The sequence below is a fragment of the Desulfocurvibacter africanus subsp. africanus DSM 2603 genome (genome assembly GCF_000422545.1).
Lineage (GTDB): Bacteria > Desulfobacterota > Desulfovibrionia > Desulfovibrionales > Desulfovibrionaceae > Desulfocurvibacter > Desulfocurvibacter africanus.
The window spans coordinates 1-16,184 of sequence record NZ_AULZ01000034.1; the positions used below are offsets into that span (position 1 = coordinate 1).

The window sequence follows — 16,184 nt, forward strand, 5'->3', positions numbered from 1 at the left end:
CTCCGGCGTTGACGGCGCAAGTGAATTGCGCCTACGCCTACGCGGCGGCAAGCCATGCCGACGCATGGCTTACAGAGCATTTTCAAAAGCAAAATGCTCTATTGTGTAGGAATGCCGGGTTTTGCCGGCATTCCTACACATCGCGGGTCCAGGGGGGCGTCACCCCTGGCGGGAGGAGTTTGAGGAGGGCAGCGCCCTCCTCAATTCTCTTCATTCTTGCCCAGACTATTGGGCCTGGCCCTTTCCTCCGGGCGTCTTGCCGCTATCGTGGCGCATCCCCTGGGCCATTTCGCGGATGGCGTTCTGGTCCTGGATCATCTCGCTCCAGCCGTACCAGAAGGTGTAGTCCGGGTTCTGGTGGAACGAGCCCTGGAAAGTGCGCATGCGGTGCTCCAGGAACATCCGCCACAGACGCGTCTCGATCATGGTGGGCGCGTCCTGGAAGGTCAGCAGGTCGGGGTAGGCGTAGGCGTAGTTCTTGGGCTTGCGCAGCACGCCATCCTGGTAGAGCTTGGCCACCACGCGGATGGAGTCGGCCAGCAGGGCGTCGGACTCGCGGATCATCTCGTCGCTCTTGTTCAGTTCATTGCGCGCGAAGCCTTCGGAGTGGCATTGGGCGCAGACGGCAAGCATCCTGTCGCGCTGCTGTTGCCATTCTTCCTGTGTCAGCCGGGCCAGCTTGGCCGCCTTGACTGCCTCCAGCCTGGCCGTGGGTTTGCCCTGCGGATCAAGCACGCCGAAGCCCTTGAGAAGGGTGGTTCTGTCCTCGGCCCACTGCTTGTTCTCGGGCATGGGCAGGCGCACGGCCAAAAAGCCCCAGGCCGTCATGACCCCATGGTCGCCCTGGGGCATGTGGCAAGTCTGGCATTTGGGCGCGGACGCCTCGGGCGGAAGCACGCCGTCCTGCTTGAGCAGGTAACGCACGCCGTGCTTGGAGGACTCCCACATCTCCCACTGCGGATGGTCGAAGCCCATGTGACAGGTTCGGCAAGCCTGGGGCTGGCTGGCCTCCAGGGTGGAGAAGGTGTGCCGGGTGTGGCAGGAATCACAGGACGACAGGCCATAGCGCACGCCTTGTTTCTGCAGCGAGCGGGCCGTCTCCTCGTCCTTGATGCCTATAACGTGGCAGCCGGTGCAGCCCTCCAAGCCTTGCAGCAACGCCATGGGCTGGTAGTGCGTGGTGGGCATGGCGTTCACCGAGACCCAGGCCAGGGCGTGCTTGCCGCGCTGGTACTGGGCGACCTGTTCCTCGTGGCAGTTCTGGCAAACTTCGGGCGTGGCGAAGACGGCTTCCTGCGTGTCCTTGGCCGTGGTGTGCTCGCCGCCGTGGCACTCCTCGCAACTGACGCCGTTGGCAGCGTGCTTGCTGAGGCTCCAGTCGGTGACGACGTTGGGCGTTTCCCGTTTGTGGCACTGCACGCAGTTCGAGCCTTGATCGACGGCCTGCTTTTGCGTGCCTGGGTCCTTTTGGGCGGACTGAGCCGGCACGGCCGCCAGGACAATCAGGACCGCCAGTGCCAGGCAGGCCGGCAATACATGAGAGAATGCAAGACGGTTCATGGCGTCAGCCTCCTTGCTTTAGGGCTTACGGCCCTGTTGTCCCCCCTCGTACTCCCGCACCATATCCTGGTAGCGCTCATGCAGGACGCGCTTCTCGACCTCGTCGAACTTGCGCAGCAGGGTCTGTTGCTCGTCCTTGCCGAAGCATTCCATGACCTGATGGAAATATTCCTTGTCCTCGGTCATGATATGACGCGGGTAGAACTGCACGATCCTGTGCAGGGCGTCCATGATGGCCTGCACGCTCTCCGCCCCGCCGCCGGTGCGGCGCTTGTGCGCCGACTCTTCGAGCCTCTGCGTGAGGCTGCGGGCGTAGATGTGCTCTCTTTGTAGCCTGACGGTCAGCTTGCGATAGCGCTCCTCCAGGTCTTGCTTGGCCAGCACCGCGGGAAAAAGGAGCTGATCCTCCTTGCCGTGGTGACAAGCATCGGCGAAGTAGAGGAAAAAATCCGTCGAGTGGTCGATGAAGCTCAGATCCGGCTCCTCTCCGCGCTTCAGTCGTTCAAGCTCTTGGCCCATGAGCGTGATCATGCGCTCGATGAGCCTGTGCTCGTGCATGAGTGGTCCGATGGGCTGCATGATACCTCCCCGGCATTGGGTGCGTTCGCCCGTATCCTTCAATCTGCCATGCTTTTCCGCTTGCGGGCAACCCGTGACTGAAGGGAATGGAAATAATCGCGTTCGGAGTACCCGTGTTAGGCGCAAGTGGGTCGGCCGGAGAGAGGCGGGCGGACAACAGCTATGTGAAGCAGCCGGGAGAGCATCGACGTACATTTCGGCAGGCATGTGTTTTGAGATAAGGCGGAAAAGGGCCGCTCTCGGCGGATGATGGCGGAAGCCGGAAGATGAAAAAAGGCCCCCGGAAACCAGGAGCCTTGATGGATTCGATATGGCGGCGCGCTGCTACTGGGCCGGCTTGGCAGGCTGAGCGGGCTGGGCCGGCTGCTCGGCCGGAGCCTTCTGTTCGGCGGGCGGCGCGGGCTGCTCCTCGGGTTCCCCGGCCGGAGTCGCGCCCTGCTCCGCAGGCTTGCTCAGGTCGATGCTGCGCTTGTCCAGGGCGGCGATGACATCATCGGTGATGTCCAGGGACTTGTCATAGGACAGGGCGTTCTCCACGGGCAGGACGACGGCGATGCCGCGTTCCTTGCGGAACTCGTCCAGCACGGCCGTGACGTTTTCCTGCAGGATGCCCACAATGCGGGTCTGCTCGGCGCCCATCTTGGCCTGAGCGGCGGAAAGGGTCTGCTGGAAACGCCTGCTGCGCTCCTGCTTCTCCTGCTCGGTGCCTTCCTTGGCCATCTCCTCCTGCATGGACTGGAGCTGGGACTGCATATCTCCGCTCATGCCCTGGAGCATTTCCATGCCCTTCTTGCCGGTCTGGGACTCCATGTAAAGGCGGTTCTGATCGATAAGGGCCACCGAACCACCGGCGTCGGCAGTGCCGCCGGAGTCGTTGCAAGCCGCAAGCAGCGCCAGGGCGGGAAGCAGCATGAGGGCCAAGTATTTGCGAATGTTCATCGTCTTCTCCGTTGTTTACGCGAGTTCACTGTCAGCAGCCTAACTACATGCATAGCCCGGGCATGGCAAGACAGGCCCAGCTTTTGACGGCTCGGGCAACGATTTGTCGGACGCGGCCTCGAGTCGCGCCAGCGTGCATGCGCTGGGCCCGTCGGGCTTGGAAGCGAAAGCGGCGGCATGCGGCAGCTCTTCTGGCCTGCAGCCGGCCGCGCCTGCTCGTGTGGACAGGCGCGGCCGGTTAGCGGAAGGTCTTAATCCACTTCCTCCAGCTCGCCGCAAGCGATGGGCAGCGAGTCCTGGGGCCGCACGCCGGGCAGGGACTTGACGCTCGGCGGCAGAGGCGTAGCCGCGTCCACACCGTGTATCGTGATGGCCATGTCTTCAAGGTCGAATTCGGTCAGGCCGTGCTTGGCCTTCAAAGCGTTCTTGAGCTGCCCGAGCGGTATCCGTTGCGAATAGCTCAGGCTGCCATTGGCATCCGCCCGAGGGTAAACGCCCTGGATGGCCAGGTGGGCCGGCTGGTCATGCAGGGGGATGAGCGTCCTGCCCATGGTCGCCTCGATTTCCAGAAGGTCGATGGCTCCGTCATTGTTCCTGTCGGCGCTTTGGTCCGGGCACTCGGCGTCTTCGTCTTGCGTAAAGCCGTGCAGGTGCTGCATGTGCGTCATGTTCGGCGGCGCACCTGTGAGGCTCACCGTGACCACAAGCTCGCTCTCGTAGACCTCGAACAGAGCCGTGCCACCGACATTTGAGCGGGATTGATCCTGGTTGAGCGGCTTGATCTCAGCCCGGTAGACTTCCTTGGGGCCGGAGTCCGAACGCATGGCCGCGCATCCCGCGGCCAAAAGGGCAGCCATGCCGAGCAGCGCCATGGTTACGGCCAGGAATGCATTGTGCCGCCGTCTATTCCTTGTGATGCGCATGAGCTCCTCCTTGTCTGCTGGTTTTTGACTCTCCAGCATACCCGCAAACCCGGACTATGCAAGGATGGCGAGACAAAACCGAGGCTCGCGGGTATGATTGGCGCATGTTTTTCAGCCTCAAGATCGCCCTGGCTTCGCTGCGCGCACACAAACTCCGGGCCGTGCTGGCCATGCTGGGGGTCTTTCTCGGCACCCTGGCTCTCATGGGTGTGCAGCACGTCTCGCAGTCCATGGTGCGCAAGGCCGAGCTGGAGGTGGAGAAACTTGGTCCGGGTCTGTTCATCGCGCGATCCGGGCAGGTACGCTTCCGTCGCGGCGGCGAAATCGGTGTGAGCCCCGGCGCGCGGAACTTCACTTTAGCCGACGCCCGCGCACTCATGGCCGGCGTGCCCTCGGTGCTCGCCGGCGCGCCGTTCGTGGAGCAGACCATCTCCTTGCGCAGCGGCAACCGCAAGGTTCCGGCCCAGCTTGTGGCCACGCTGCCGGCCTATACCGGCGTGCGCAGCATTTCACCGGATATCGGGCGCTTCTTCACCGAACGCGAGGTGGAGGAACGGGCCATGGTCGTGGTCCTGGGCCGCGCCATTGCCGAACGACTTTTCGGATCGGCGCAGGCCGCCGTGGGCAGGCAGGTTCTATATTTCAGGGCCGGCTTGCGGGTCATCGGGGTCATGGAGCCCAAGGGCCGCGACCTGGGCGGCACCGACCAGGACGAGCAGGTCTTCATGCCCCTGTCCACTTACCTGCGCCGGGCCGCCAACCAGGATTGGATATCGGGCGTCTATCTGCAACTCGCCCAAGGCGCGGACGTGGAGCTGGCCACGCAATCGGCGGCAACCATTCTGCGTCAGCGCCACAGCCTGGGGCCGGGACAAGCCGACGATTTTTCATTGCTCACGGCCCGCGAAACCATGCGCCTGCAGCAGCAGGCCCTGGATTTGGTGCAGACCTTGGGCCTCATCAGCTCCAGCGTTTCCTTCGCCGTGGGCGGGCTCGGCATCCTGTCCATCATGGTCCTGCTGGTGCGTCAGCGGCGCGTGGAGATCGGCATCCGCCGCGCCTTGGGCGCACGCAGGCGCGACATCATCCGCCAGTTTCTGTTCGAGGCCGGGCTCATGTCAGCCCTGGGCGGGGCAGCCGGAGTAGTAGCCGCGCTGGCCCTGGTCACGGTGGTCTACCGATTGGGGGACTTTCCTTATATCTATGATCCGGCCCTGGTCCTGGGCTCGCTGGCAGGCTCCGGGCTGCTGGGCCTCGCCGCCGGTTCTTATCCTGCCAGGCAAGCCGCGGCTATAGAGATTCTGGATGTTTTGCGCGGGTAAATCTGTTGTAGATGATTCATGCTACGCAAAATGAATATGCAAAAATCTTTCTAACTGCAAAATTCCGCTTTGCAGCCGCACTTCTGTCTGATATCAGTCCGCGCATGAGTCAGATGGAATATCAACGACGCGACGCGGAGCAGATGCGCGAGCGCATCATCGATGCCGCAGTGCACTTATTCGAGAAAGGCGGATCAAGCATAGTCTCCATGCGCAAGATAGCCGAGCGCATCGACTATAGCCCTGCCGCACTTTACTTATATTTTAAAGGCAAAAAAGATATACTGCTGGCCCTCAGCGACAAGGGCTTCGGCCTGCTGTACCAGCGCATGCTTCCCGTGGCGTCCACGCCTGATCCCAAGGAGCGCCTTCTGGAGTTATGTCGGGTCTATCTGGCCTTTGCCGCTGAAGAGCCAGAGTATTACCGGCTCATCTTTTCCGACCCGGAAGTGCATTATCCCAATCCCACGGAAGACAGTGCTCGCAAGCCTGCCTATCTCACCTACAGTCTCCTGCAGGACGCCACGCAGGAATGCATGGAGCGCGGCCTGCTCACGGCCGGCGATCCTCTGGCGGCTACGGTCGGCATGTGGTCGGCCATGCACGGCGTGGCCAGCCTCCTGTCGGGCGGACGCATGCATGTCGTGCCCCAGGAGCGCCTGGATTCCCTGGCCGATGATGTGCTTCGCTTCATTCTACGCTGACCCGTTCCGATAGATGCACTTGCCGCAGGCACCTGATTTCGCCTGACGGTAACGTCATCGTTCCGCATTAATCCTGCACATTATGAAACTGGCACACTTCAGGCCTCGGCATGACAGCCGGGGCCTTTTTCGTCCCAGCGGGCGGACTCTTACGCAGTGCCCGTGCCAGCGCGGGTTGTGGTTTGACAGGCCGCGACCTGCGGGGCTAGGTGTCCGACCTGAGATTACATCAGACAAGGAGGAGCCATGCGCCGAATGTGCGTGTTCCTGGGCTCGGCCCTGGGTATGGATAAAAGGCATGAGCAGGCCGCCATGGATCTGGGCGGCGAGCTTGCCAGGCGAGGGTTGGGGCTGGTCTACGGCGGGGCCAGCGTGGGACTCATGGGCACCGTGGCCGACGCCTGCCTTGCCGCCGGAGGCGAGGTCGTGGGCGTCATGCCCCAGGCCCTGGTGGATCGCGAGGTGGCTCATACCGGACTGACCGAGCTGCACGTGGTCAAGTCCATGCACGAGCGCAAGGCGCTCATGGCCGAGTTGTCCGACGGCTTCATCGCCTTGCCCGGCGGGCTGGGTACCCTGGAGGAGCTGTTCGAGGTGCTGACCTGGGCCCAGCTCGGCTACCATCGCAAGCCCTGCGGCGTGCTGGACGTGGGCAGCTATTTCGAGCTGCTGCATGCCTTCCTGGACCACTCGGTGCAGCAGGGCTTCATCCGCCCGCAACACCGGGGCATCCTCATGTCCGCCGCCACGCCGGTTCAACTCCTGGACCTATTCCACGACTGGCAGCCGACCTATGCGCCCAAGTGGATCAAGACCGAAAGAGAGCTGTAATAAGATAGGACAAGATAATGCCTCCGGCGGCCAAAGGGGCGCTGCCCCTTTGGAATCCCCGCCAGGGGTGACGCCCCCCTGGACCCGCGATGTGTGGCTGAATGGCTGCAGAGCCAGCCATTCAGCCACGGACCATCATTCGCGTAAGTGTTTAGCCTCAGACTACCTACAACTCACGGTTAATGAAAAAGTCGCTAGTTGCATGCGGTGACGACGGGCATTTCTCCCGCGAAGCGGAATATGTTTCTTGAATAAAAAGCCTCCAGGGGGCCTGGCTCCCTGGTGGGTGGGGTCTGGGGAGGGCAACGCCCTCCCCAGTTCTTAGATCGCTTTCAGCTCATAAGCGCGGGTGCCCAGGCCAAGGGACTCGGCGTAAGCCAAGCCCATGTCCAGGGGCAGGGAGGGCGTCAGGGCGTGCAGCTTGTCCTGGCCGGGCCGCAGGCCCGCGGGCAGGCTGCTCGGGTAGAGCGGCGGCGCGGCCGTGACCAGGTCCAGACAGGCTTGGTCTAGGGCCACGGGGTCCCAGGAGGCCAGCACGCCGATGTCCGGGCACACGGGTGCGTCAGAATAGCCCACGCAGTCGCAGTTCGGGGTCACGCCCATGACGAAGCTCACGTGCAGCGTGGGCTTGGCGCGCGTGAGCAGGGTCGCGGCGGCGTACTCCATCATGCGCCCCAGGAACTCGTTGATATCCGTATTCCAGTCGATCTCCACGCCGTGGTGCGCGCAGGCGTGGAAGCAGGCTCCGCAGCCGGCGCAGAGGTCCTTGTCCACGCTAATGCGCTTGTCCTCGTCCATGCGCAGCGCGCCGGGTGCGCAGACTTCCACGCAGATGCCGCAGCCCTTGCAGTTGTCCGGGTGCACCTGGGGAGCCAGGCAGCCGTGCTGCTGCATCTTGCCCCGTCGCGTGGCGCAACCCATGGCCACGTTCTTGAGCGCGCCGCCGAATCCGGCCAGTTCGTGGCCTTTGAAGTGGCTGAGCGTGACGAGCAGGTCCGCGTTCACGATATCGCCGGCCAGGTAGGCTGTGGAGATGTGCTTGCCCTTGAACTTAACGGCGGCCTCGTTGGTGCTGCGCAGGCCGTCGGCGATGATGACCGGAGCGCCCAGGATGTTGGGATCGAAGCCGTGCTGCGCCGCCTGCAGCTTGTGCGAGACTGCCTCGCCCCGCTGGCCGGCGTAGAGCGTGTTAGTGTCGGTCAGGAAAGGCTTGGCCCCGGCCTTGCGGAAGAAGTCCACGATGGGCCGCACGTGTATGGGCGTGATGAATGCGGTCACTCCGGCCTCGCCGAAGTGCATCTTGAGCGCCAACAGGTCGCCGGGACGCACGTGCTCGGCCGCGCCGGCGGCCTTGAGCAGCCGGTGCATGCGCTGCTCGAAGGGGGCCTTGCGCGAGGCCCGCAGGTTCCAGAACCAGACCGTGCTCGTGGACATGATGTGCTCCTTGGTCTTTGTCGTCAGCCTGAAGAGACGGCATCTTAGTGGCCGGCGCGCTTATGGGCAAGGCCGACGAAAGGCTGCCGACCGCCATGGGCGGGCATGGGTTCCCGGTGCATGATTGAGCATTAGATTTTTCCTTTGTCTAAGTCTTTGAGCCGACCTCCGCATGATGTAGCCTGCCCTATGGGCCGCTCCAGGCCCAAAGCGGACCAGACCAAGGAGGCGGACATGCATTTCTTCAGGCAGGTCTATCTGTTCCTCATGGCCTCGGCCCGAGCGCACGCACGCTGGGAGATGGAGGTCTCGGACACCATCCTGCGCAGCAAGAAGCGGCTTTTCCTGCTGTTTCTGCTCATGCTGCCCATCCTGCTCGTCTCGGGCGTGGAAGCGGCGGAGTTCCTGGGCGGCAAGACGGCCTACGCGCCCTCCTTCTATTCCACGCAGGTTTTCGTGGCTTCGATCTTCATCGGCCTGATAGCTGGGCTCATCACCGGCTGCATCGGCGCGGGCGGAGGATTCATCATCACCCCGGCGCTCATGGCTGCGGGCATCAAGGGCATTCTGGCCGTGGGCACGGACCTTTTCCACATCTTCGCCAAGGCCATCATGGGCACCACGGTGCACAAGAAGTTGGGCAACGTGTCGGTCAAGCTGGCGCTGGCCTTTCTGGCCGGCGCGTCCATAGGGACCTTTATCGGCGGCGCCATCAACAAGGGGCTGTACGATCTCAACCCGCTACTGTCCGAGGCCTTCATCAGCGGCGTTTACTCGATTCTCCTGGGCTTTTTGGGTTTTTACGCCCTGCTCGACTTCATCCGTCTGTCGCGCACACCGCGTCAGGTGGGGTCCGATGTGGGCGACAGTCCTCACGGGGCCGAGATGACCTCCGGCAAGGTCGGGCTGCCAGCCAGACTCCAGAGCATGAAAGTCCCGCCCATGATCACCTTCGACGAGGATCTGGTGCCTGGCGGCAAGAGCATCTCGGGTTGGATCGTGGCTGCGGGCGGTCTGGTGGTGGGCATGCTGGCGGCCATCATGGGCGTGGGCGGCGGCTTCGTGACCTTCCCCATGTTCGTGTATGTGTTTGGCGTGTCGTCCATGACCACCGTGGGCACGGACATCCTGCAGATCATCTTCACCGCCGGCTTGGCGGCCATCGCCCAGTACGCCATCTACGGCTACGTGTTCTACACCCTGGCCATGGGCATGCTGCTCGGCTCGCTCCTGGGCATCCAGGTGGGCGCGCTGACCACCAAGGTCGTCAAGGGCATCTACATCCGCGGCTTCTACGCCGTGGCCATCCTGGCCGGCTTCATCAACCGCGCCGCGACCCTGCCGCGCAAGCTCGTTGACCTGGACGTCATCCAACTGCCCATGGGCTTCGTGGTGGGCCTGGAGTACGTGGGCAACGTCCTGTTCTGGTTCGCGGTGGGCCTCTTCGGTCTCTGGATTTTCTCCAAGTTCTTCGCCAACCTGAAAACGTTCAGACAGGAGGCGTAAGATGCTCGTACGTAACAGAAAGTCCTTCAACAAGGGCCTCCTGCTCATGGGCTCCTTCCTGGTCGTGCTGGTGCTAATCTTCATCCCCATGGAGATATGGGGCACGCGCGGCGACCACACCATGAACTTCCTTGAGTACGCGGATAACCTGTTCAACCGCTTGTCCAAGGGCTCGTCCTATTTCATTCCCGAGGTGCAGCGCCAAGTGAAACCGCTCGTGGGCACGCCATTCCATGCCGAGATCAAGCCCGGCAAGCCGGATACCGCCGAGGCCATCGTTACGGTGCTGCGGGCCAATGGAGCCGAGGCGCAGGTCACGCCGGACGGAATGGTCGTCGCGCGCGGCAACCTGGGCGCACTGCTCACGAGCGCGGTTCGCGACTCCGAGGCCCTGTTCGAGAACAACGCGCAACGGGTGGAGGCCAAATACCCCGGCCTCCAGGGACGCGACGTGCTCAAGGCCTGGTGGTCTTTCCTGGACCCGCTGGTCAAGGAGCTCCAGCAGCAGACCTTGTTCAACCCGGCCAAGATCGTGAACACTGTGGAAAAGAAGGCCGTGGAGCCGGGCTTCAACTTCTACGGCATCCAGGCCGAGGACGTGGGCGACCGCGCCCTGCTGGTCATTATGCTGTTGACCTTCTACGTGATTTATACTCTGTGGTACGGCTTCGCCATTTTCGAGCTGTTCGAGGGCATGGGGCTGAGCATGAAGAAGGCCAAGATCAAGAAGGAAGTCTGAGCGATGAAAAAGGCCGGGCGGCCCTGCGATATCACATGGAGCAGGGCCGCCCGGTAGCCAGGGTTCCGCAAAACGGACGAGGCGCTCCGCTCCCGTGATTCGCCTTGCATGGCCTTTCGGAATTCCAGTCAATCCGCTCAGGCATGCCGCCTTCGTGCAAGGCCCTGCGCACCTCTTCCCGCCTGAAGCCGATGTCCTTGAGCAGATGGTCGTCTAGCGCCATCAGCTCCTGCAGCAATCTCCGCCGCCTGCGCCACTTCACCAAGGCCCGAACCATGCGCGCGGACAAATCCAGTAGACCATTTCCAATTTGCCATTGTCTCTGGGCCTGCGGATCGCTTGGCGTGTCCATGAGCAGCCTCCTTTTCCTTGAGGGCACTCTGGACCATGTGTTATCTATAAGACCAACGAATAGTCGTCATATTTGGTATTAGCGATTGTTGTAATTGGAGGCGACATGCACCTGCCCATTGACCTGCTGCGTTCGTTCGTGGCTGTGGCCGATTCCGGTAGCTTCACCCGTGCCGGCCTTGCCGTGAACCTCACCCAATCGGCGGTGAGCCAGCATGTCAAAAGGCTGGAGTCGGACCTCGGTCAGGCCCTGTTCAAGCGCAACGGCCGTACGGTGGGTCTGACCCATGAGGGAGAGGTCCTTTTGCGGCACGCCAGGCGCGTGCTCAGGGCTCACGACGAAGCCCTGGCCGCCCTGATCAGGCCAGAGTTGAGCGGACTGGTGCGCATCGGCTCGCATGATGACTACGCCGCGACCTTCCTGCCTTCGATCCTCGCGCGCTTCGCCGAGGTCTATCCTTTCGTGCAGGTCGAGGTGCATTGCGAGCCGAGCACGAGACGCCTGCTGGAGACCCTCGACGCGGGCGGACTGGATCTGGCCGTGTGCACCTGCGCGCCCGTCGATGCCGGCGAGGCCATCCGCAGGGAGCCGCTGGCCTGGGTCACGTCGGACAATCACGCAACCCACGAGCAGGACGTCCTGCCCTTTGCCGCCTACAACTTCGGCTGCGCCTACCGCCGCTGGGCCCTGGAGGCCCTGGAAAAGATCGGCCGGCGCTACCGTATCGCCTACTCAAGCCAGAGCCTTTCGGGCATCTTTTCCGCGGTCTCGGCGGGTCTGGCCATCGCCGTGGCCGGCGTGAGCACCGTGCCGAAAGGCCTGCGCATCCTGGGTCCCGAGGACGGCTTTCCCGACCTTCCCGCCGCCACGCTGACTTTGCACAGGAGCAACGGCGGCGCATCACCCGAGGTGGAGTGCCTGGCGCGCTTCGTGGCGGACGAGTTCAGCGAACGGCGCGCGCCGCTGCGCGGCCCGGGTGTGATCGCTTGCGGTTCCTAATCGAGGAGGCAAGGGAGCCTTCAGGCCAGGGCCTGTTCGGGGTGAGTGAGGCCCGGCGAGGTCTCGGGGAGAAACGCTCATGATACTGGAGTGATTATTTTACTAAGCTAACTAATTGCCATGGACTCGGCTTGGCAAAAGCATGGAGGCAAAGGAGGAAAGTCATGAAGAACAACTTTTCTACCATTGTCTCGCATGCTTTTGCGATGATTCTTTGCGTTGGTCTGATCGCAAGTCCCGTCCTTGCGGCCCAGGGCGATCCCGACGACGGGGGCGAAAGCAGCAGCGAAGCCGGCAGGATCGGCAGCGGAGAGAATTACTGCAGCCAGACCGCCGTGTTGGTGCTTGGATCTTGCGAGGCCGGGGTCAGGAGTGACTTTCGAATCGCCGTAGCCGATTGCGTCAACTTATCCGACCAGCAGGAGCAGGATCAGTGCCTGGATGAAGCTATCATGGATCGGGGAGACGACCTGGAGTTATGTCAACAGCAGCTCCAAGCGCGTTTGGACGTCTGTAACCAGTTAGGTCAAGATCGCTATGATCCGGAGATCGACCCGGCGAACTTCGTCAATCCCCTCGCCATTGGCCAAGGCGTCCAGCCGAACCCTTACTTCCCCTTGGTGCCCGGCACGCAGTGGGTCTATGAGGCGACCTCCCAGGACGACGAGGGTGAAGAGGTCACCGAGACCATCACAGTCACAGTCACCGAGGAGACGAAGCTCATCGAAAGCGTGACCTGCATTGTGGTCACCGACGTAGAGATGGAGGATGACCAGATCATCGAGAGCACCAATGACTGGTACGCCCAGGATGTGGATGGCAATGTCTGGTATTTCGGTGAGATCGCCAAAAATTTCGAGACCTTTGAGGGTGACGACCCTGAAAATCCCGAGCTCGTGAATCTGGAAGGCTCCTGGAAGGCCGGTCGCGACAGCGCCAAGCCCGGAATCCTCATCCCTGCTGAACCGCAGGAGGGCGAAGTCATCCGCCAGGAAGTGGCCCTTGGCGAAGCCGAGGATCTCGTCGAGATCTTGAGCCTGACCGGCACCGAGACCGCCCCGGCGGCAAACTGTGACGGCGACTGTCTGGTCACCAGGGACTTCAGCCCGCTCGAGCCCGGCATCTCCGAGGAAAAATACTATGCCCCAGGCGTGGGCCTCATCCTGGAACTGGACGAGGATGGAGAACGCGGGCCCGAGCTGGTCAGCATCACCCAGCCATAAAACGTCACAAGTGCGGGCCCGAGGCCGATTCGGGTCCGCACTTGATATCTTTTCACACGCTGACCGCGACCGAAGGGCTTCAGGTGTAGCGGAGATGATTTACGGGTCCGCTCGCCTGAAAAGAGAACGCCTTGAGGCTCTGACCGAATCAGAAATATAGTGGAAGTTGTGGAGTCAGCTCTTGATCAGTCGGTCCGGCTCCGCAGCAGCCACGCCTCGCGGCCGTGGGCAACAGCGATGTCCGCGCGGGCCTTGAACAGGGGATCGAGCAGCCGGTTGGTCAAGGCGCGCAGGGTGAACAGGCAGGGCTTGTGCGCGGGAGTGCGCAGGTAGGCCTGGATCAGCTCGGCCAGGAGCCCCGACAGGCAGGCTTCGCGGCCCAGGAAGGCCACGGCCTTGGCCGCCAGGAGCGCGGCGCAGGCCGCCTCGGCCGGGTCCAGGCTGCCGCCGTCGCGCATCCCGTGCAGCAGCGCGCCGAACTGCGCGGCCAGCTCGGGCTTTTTGCGCTCCGGACAGAGCCGGACCATCTCATGTTCAACGAACCAGTCCGATGCCGCCTGGAACACCGGCAGGGCGGCATCCACCAGGATCATGCGCGACCCAGGCGCGAAGACCGGGCCTGAAAAGAGCGGGTGGGCCTTCTCGGCCAGACGCGCATGCACGAGCTCGTGCAGGTATTTCAGGTAGTGGGGCGCACCGTCGCCGCTGTAGCGAGGCCAATAGATGACATGCTCGCGGCGGCCGGGGTCGGAGCGCACGGCGAAGCCGCCGTCTCCCAGCGTCTCACGCAGAGGCCAGGCGATCTTGCTCCGCGTAACGCGGATGATCTCTTCCAGGTTTTCGCGCTCACCTAAGGGGAGCATGGCGGTACTTGCATGCATGGGTCTTGTCTTGTGACCTCTTGTGTTTATTCTTATCGGCGCATTGTGCTCCATACTTGAGCCATCCACGCGATGAAAAGCATAGTTACAGCAAGGAGGACTATATGACGCAGCCTGCAGCGGGAGATTTCAGCTTCAAGGCCGAAGTGCGCCAGCTTCTCGATATTCTGGTGCACTCCCTATACACCAATCGCGAGATATTTTTGCGCGAGCTAGTATCCAACGCCTCGGACGCCCTGGACAAGCTGCGCTTCGAGCAGAGCAAGGGCGCGGAGATCGCCGATCCGGACCTTGAGCTGGCCATCAGCATCGAGGCCGACAAGGACAAGAAGATCCTGACCATTGCCGATACGGGCCTGGGCATGACCCACGACGAGATCGTGGCGAACATCGGCACCATCGCCCACTCGGGCACGGCCGATTTCGTCAAGGCCGCCGCCCAGGGAACGGAGAAGAAGTCGCTGGAGAACTTCATCGGCCGCTTCGGCGTGGGCTTTTATTCCGTGTTCATGGTCGCCAAGGAAGTCGAGCTGGTCACGCGTTCCTACAAGCCCGGCGAGCAAGCTTGGCGTTGGACCTCCGACGGCCTGGGCACCTATCGCATCGAGCCGGTGGAGGGCGAGGTAAAGCGTGGCACGACCATCACCGTGCATCTCAGGGACGATGTCGACAAGTACGCCGATGTGCATACCCTGCGCGACATCATCCGCCGCCACTCCAACTTCGTGACTTTCCCCATCCTGGTGGCCGGCGAGCGCGCTAATACCGTGCAGGCCCTGTGGCGCGAGCCCAAGTTCGAGGTAAAGCCCGAGCAGTACGCCGAGTTCTACAAGTTCCTGACCCACGACATCGACGACCCGTTGGACACGCTGCACACGTCCGTGGACGCGCCCGTGCAGTTCTCGGCCCTGCTGTTCGTGCCCCAAAAGAACTATGACGTGCCCGGCATGGGCCTCGAGCGCAAGGGCCTGGACCTCTACGTGCGCCGTGTGCTCATACAGAAGGACAACAAGGACATCCTGCCCGAGTACCTGAGCTTTCTGCGCGGCGTGGTCGATTCCGAGGACCTGCCCCTGAACATCTCGCGCGAGACGCTGCAAGAGAACGTGCTGCTGCGCAAGATCTCCCAGACCCTGGTCAAGCAGGTCTACTCCGAGCTGGAGCGTCTGGCCAACGACAAGGACAAGTACGCCGAGTTCTGGCGCGAGCACGGCAAGCTCTTCAAGTTCGGCTACGGCGACTACCTGCAGCGCGACAAGTACGCCGAGCTGGTGCGCTTCAACTCCTCGGCCAGCGAAGACACTAACGGCCTGGTTTCCCTGGCCGAGTACGCCGGCCGCATGCGCGAAGGCCAGAAGGAAATATACTACGCTTCTGGCCCTAGCCGCGAGGCCCTGCAGCTCAACCCGCACCTGGAGCTGTTCCGGCGCAAGGGCCTTGAAGTCCTGTACCTGTATGAGCCCGTGGATGAGTTCGCCATGGACGCCCTGGGCAAGTACAAGGACCATGACCTGAAGGCCGCCGAACACGCCGATCCCGCCGTGATCGAGGCCTTGTCGGACGTGGAGCAGGCCGAAAAGCCCGAAACCCCGGCCATCAGCGACGAGGAGGTCGCGGCCTTCCCCGACCTGCTCAAGCGCATGAAGGAGATTCTGGGCGAGCGCGTGACCGAGGTGCGCGAGTCCAAGCGGCTCAAGGACTCGCCCGCCTGTCTCGTGACGCCCGGCGAGCACATGACCGCCTCCATGCAGAAGATCATGCGCGCCATGGCCAAGGACACCTCCATCCCGCAGAAGATCATGGAAGTGAACCGCGACCACCCGCTCACGCGAAACCTGCTGGCCGTGCTGCGCACCGATCCCCAGGACAACTACCTGGCCTTGGCCACGGAGCAGCTCTACGAGGCCGCCCTGCTGCAGGAAGGCTACCTGACCGACCCGCACGCCCTGGTCGGCCGCATCCAGGACCACCTGACCCGCGCCAGCGGCTGGTATCGCGATCGGCTGAAGAAGTAGGAAGAGAAGAGAACTGGGGAGGGCGTTGCTCTCCCCAGACCCCACCCACCAGGGCGTAACGACGCCCTGGACCCCGTGTTTCGAGCCGGCCGGTTCGCCGGAGGAACCGGCGGACCGGCCGGCTCGATGCAAGGGCCCCGCGATTTGCCAAGCTTTCATCGTCCGCGTATCATTCAC

Annotated in this window: 15 protein-coding genes; 8 read left to right on the top strand and 7 right to left on the bottom strand. The window is 62.7% G+C overall.

The features are described from left to right. Positions 1 to 225: 225 nt before the first annotated feature. The 4 genes from H585_RS0117215 to H585_RS0117230 form a co-directional block, all read right to left on the bottom strand. Entirely contained in the window at positions 226 to 1,560 is a 1,335-nt protein-coding gene (locus H585_RS0117215) for a multiheme c-type cytochrome (RefSeq protein WP_027368733.1), read from the bottom strand. Positions 1,561 to 1,578: 18 nt separating this feature from the next. After that, on the bottom strand, positions 1,579 to 2,139 hold the full coding sequence (locus H585_RS0117220; protein ID WP_027368734.1) for a hemerythrin domain-containing protein: 561 nt from the start codon (positions 2,137 to 2,139) through the stop codon (positions 1,579 to 1,581). A 324-nt stretch (positions 2,140 to 2,463) separates the two neighbouring features. Beyond that, positions 2,464 to 3,078 (bottom strand): OmpH family outer membrane protein, encoded by a 615-nt coding sequence (locus H585_RS0117225; protein WP_027368735.1) that lies wholly within the window; start codon positions 3,076 to 3,078, stop codon positions 2,464 to 2,466. Positions 3,079 to 3,329: 251 nt separating this feature from the next. Beyond that, on the bottom strand, positions 3,330 to 4,001 hold the full coding sequence (locus H585_RS0117230) for a hypothetical protein (RefSeq protein ID WP_027368736.1): 672 nt from the start codon (positions 3,999 to 4,001) through the stop codon (positions 3,330 to 3,332). A gap of 104 nt (positions 4,002 to 4,105) precedes the next feature. Between H585_RS0117230 and H585_RS0117235 the strand changes: the two genes are divergently transcribed. The 3 genes from H585_RS0117235 to H585_RS0117245 all read left to right on the top strand — a co-directional run bounded on the left by H585_RS0117235 (position 4,106) and on the right by H585_RS0117245 (position 6,858). After that, entirely contained in the window at positions 4,106 to 5,323 is a 1,218-nt protein-coding gene (locus H585_RS0117235; protein WP_027368737.1) for an ABC transporter permease, read from the top strand. 104 nt (positions 5,324 to 5,427) lie between these two features. Then, a complete protein-coding gene (locus H585_RS0117240; RefSeq protein ID WP_244432605.1) occupies positions 5,428 to 6,027 on the top strand; it encodes a TetR/AcrR family transcriptional regulator in 600 nt (199 codons plus the stop codon). A 246-nt stretch (positions 6,028 to 6,273) separates the two neighbouring features. Continuing rightward, a complete protein-coding gene (locus H585_RS0117245) occupies positions 6,274 to 6,858 on the top strand; it encodes an LOG family protein (RefSeq protein ID WP_027368739.1) in 585 nt (194 codons plus the stop codon). Positions 6,859 to 7,179: 321 nt separating this feature from the next. Here H585_RS0117245 and H585_RS0117250 read toward each other — a convergent pair whose 3' ends face one another. Continuing rightward, positions 7,180 to 8,292, bottom strand: a complete 1,113-nt coding sequence (locus H585_RS0117250; protein ID WP_027368740.1) for a DUF362 domain-containing protein — start codon at positions 8,290 to 8,292, stop codon at positions 7,180 to 7,182. A 234-nt stretch (positions 8,293 to 8,526) separates the two neighbouring features. Between H585_RS0117250 and H585_RS0117255 the strand changes: the two genes are divergently transcribed. Both H585_RS0117255 and H585_RS0117260 read left to right on the top strand, forming a co-directional pair. Continuing rightward, positions 8,527 to 9,798 (top strand): sulfite exporter TauE/SafE family protein, encoded by a 1,272-nt coding sequence (locus H585_RS0117255; protein ID WP_027368741.1) that lies wholly within the window; start codon positions 8,527 to 8,529, stop codon positions 9,796 to 9,798. A 1-nt stretch (position 9,799) separates the two neighbouring features. Next, positions 9,800 to 10,537, top strand: coding sequence for a hypothetical protein (locus H585_RS0117260; RefSeq protein ID WP_027368742.1), 738 nt, complete (start codon positions 9,800 to 9,802; stop codon positions 10,535 to 10,537). A 31-nt stretch (positions 10,538 to 10,568) separates the two neighbouring features. Here the strand turns inward: H585_RS0117260 and H585_RS0117265 are convergent, their stop codons facing one another. After that, positions 10,569 to 10,889, bottom strand: a complete 321-nt coding sequence (locus H585_RS0117265; RefSeq protein ID WP_027368743.1) for a DUF1127 domain-containing protein — start codon at positions 10,887 to 10,889, stop codon at positions 10,569 to 10,571. A 105-nt stretch (positions 10,890 to 10,994) separates the two neighbouring features. Between H585_RS0117265 and H585_RS0117270 the strand changes: the two genes are divergently transcribed. Both H585_RS0117270 and H585_RS0117275 read left to right on the top strand, forming a co-directional pair. Next, the gene (locus tag H585_RS0117270; RefSeq protein WP_027368744.1) at positions 10,995 to 11,888 is read left to right on the top strand and encodes a LysR substrate-binding domain-containing protein; all 894 of its coding nucleotides are present in this window, start codon (positions 10,995 to 10,997) and stop codon (positions 11,886 to 11,888) included. A 164-nt stretch (positions 11,889 to 12,052) separates the two neighbouring features. After that, complete coding sequence (locus tag H585_RS0117275) at positions 12,053 to 13,111, top strand: hypothetical protein (protein ID WP_027368745.1); 1,059 nt, start codon at positions 12,053 to 12,055, stop codon at positions 13,109 to 13,111. Positions 13,112 to 13,296: 185 nt separating this feature from the next. On the opposite strand, the gene H585_RS0117280 is transcribed toward H585_RS0117275, so the two are convergent. After that, entirely contained in the window at positions 13,297 to 13,974 is a 678-nt protein-coding gene (locus H585_RS0117280) for a hypothetical protein (RefSeq protein WP_244432606.1), read from the bottom strand. Positions 13,975 to 14,096: 122 nt separating this feature from the next. Between H585_RS0117280 and htpG the strand changes: the two genes are divergently transcribed. Further along, a complete protein-coding gene (gene htpG, locus H585_RS0117285; protein ID WP_027368747.1) occupies positions 14,097 to 16,007 on the top strand; it encodes a molecular chaperone HtpG in 1,911 nt (636 codons plus the stop codon). The last annotated feature ends 177 nt before the right edge of the window (positions 16,008 to 16,184 follow it).

Coding starts and splice junctions, on each gene's coding strand:
- H585_RS0117215 (WP_027368733.1), bottom strand. CDS start 1,560: ATGAACCGTCTTGCATTCTCTCATGTATTGCCGGCCTGCCTGGCACTG.
- H585_RS0117220 (WP_027368734.1), bottom strand. CDS start 2,139: ATGCAGCCCATCGGACCACTCATGCACGAGCACAGGCTCATCGAGCGC.
- H585_RS0117225 (WP_027368735.1), bottom strand. CDS start 3,078: ATGAACATTCGCAAATACTTGGCCCTCATGCTGCTTCCCGCCCTGGCG.
- H585_RS0117230 (WP_027368736.1), bottom strand. CDS start 4,001: ATGCGCATCACAAGGAATAGACGGCGGCACAATGCATTCCTGGCCGTA.
- H585_RS0117235 (WP_027368737.1), top strand. CDS start 4,106: ATGTTTTTCAGCCTCAAGATCGCCCTGGCTTCGCTGCGCGCACACAAA.
- H585_RS0117240 (WP_244432605.1), top strand. CDS start 5,428: ATGAGTCAGATGGAATATCAACGACGCGACGCGGAGCAGATGCGCGAG.
- H585_RS0117245 (WP_027368739.1), top strand. CDS start 6,274: ATGCGCCGAATGTGCGTGTTCCTGGGCTCGGCCCTGGGTATGGATAAA.
- H585_RS0117250 (WP_027368740.1), bottom strand. CDS start 8,292: ATGTCCACGAGCACGGTCTGGTTCTGGAACCTGCGGGCCTCGCGCAAG.
- H585_RS0117255 (WP_027368741.1), top strand. CDS start 8,527: ATGCATTTCTTCAGGCAGGTCTATCTGTTCCTCATGGCCTCGGCCCGA.
- H585_RS0117260 (WP_027368742.1), top strand. CDS start 9,800: ATGCTCGTACGTAACAGAAAGTCCTTCAACAAGGGCCTCCTGCTCATG.
- H585_RS0117265 (WP_027368743.1), bottom strand. CDS start 10,889: ATGGACACGCCAAGCGATCCGCAGGCCCAGAGACAATGGCAAATTGGA.
- H585_RS0117270 (WP_027368744.1), top strand. CDS start 10,995: ATGCACCTGCCCATTGACCTGCTGCGTTCGTTCGTGGCTGTGGCCGAT.
- H585_RS0117275 (WP_027368745.1), top strand. CDS start 12,053: ATGAAGAACAACTTTTCTACCATTGTCTCGCATGCTTTTGCGATGATT.
- H585_RS0117280 (WP_244432606.1), bottom strand. CDS start 13,974: ATGCTCCCCTTAGGTGAGCGCGAAAACCTGGAAGAGATCATCCGCGTT.
- htpG (WP_027368747.1), top strand. CDS start 14,097: ATGACGCAGCCTGCAGCGGGAGATTTCAGCTTCAAGGCCGAAGTGCGC.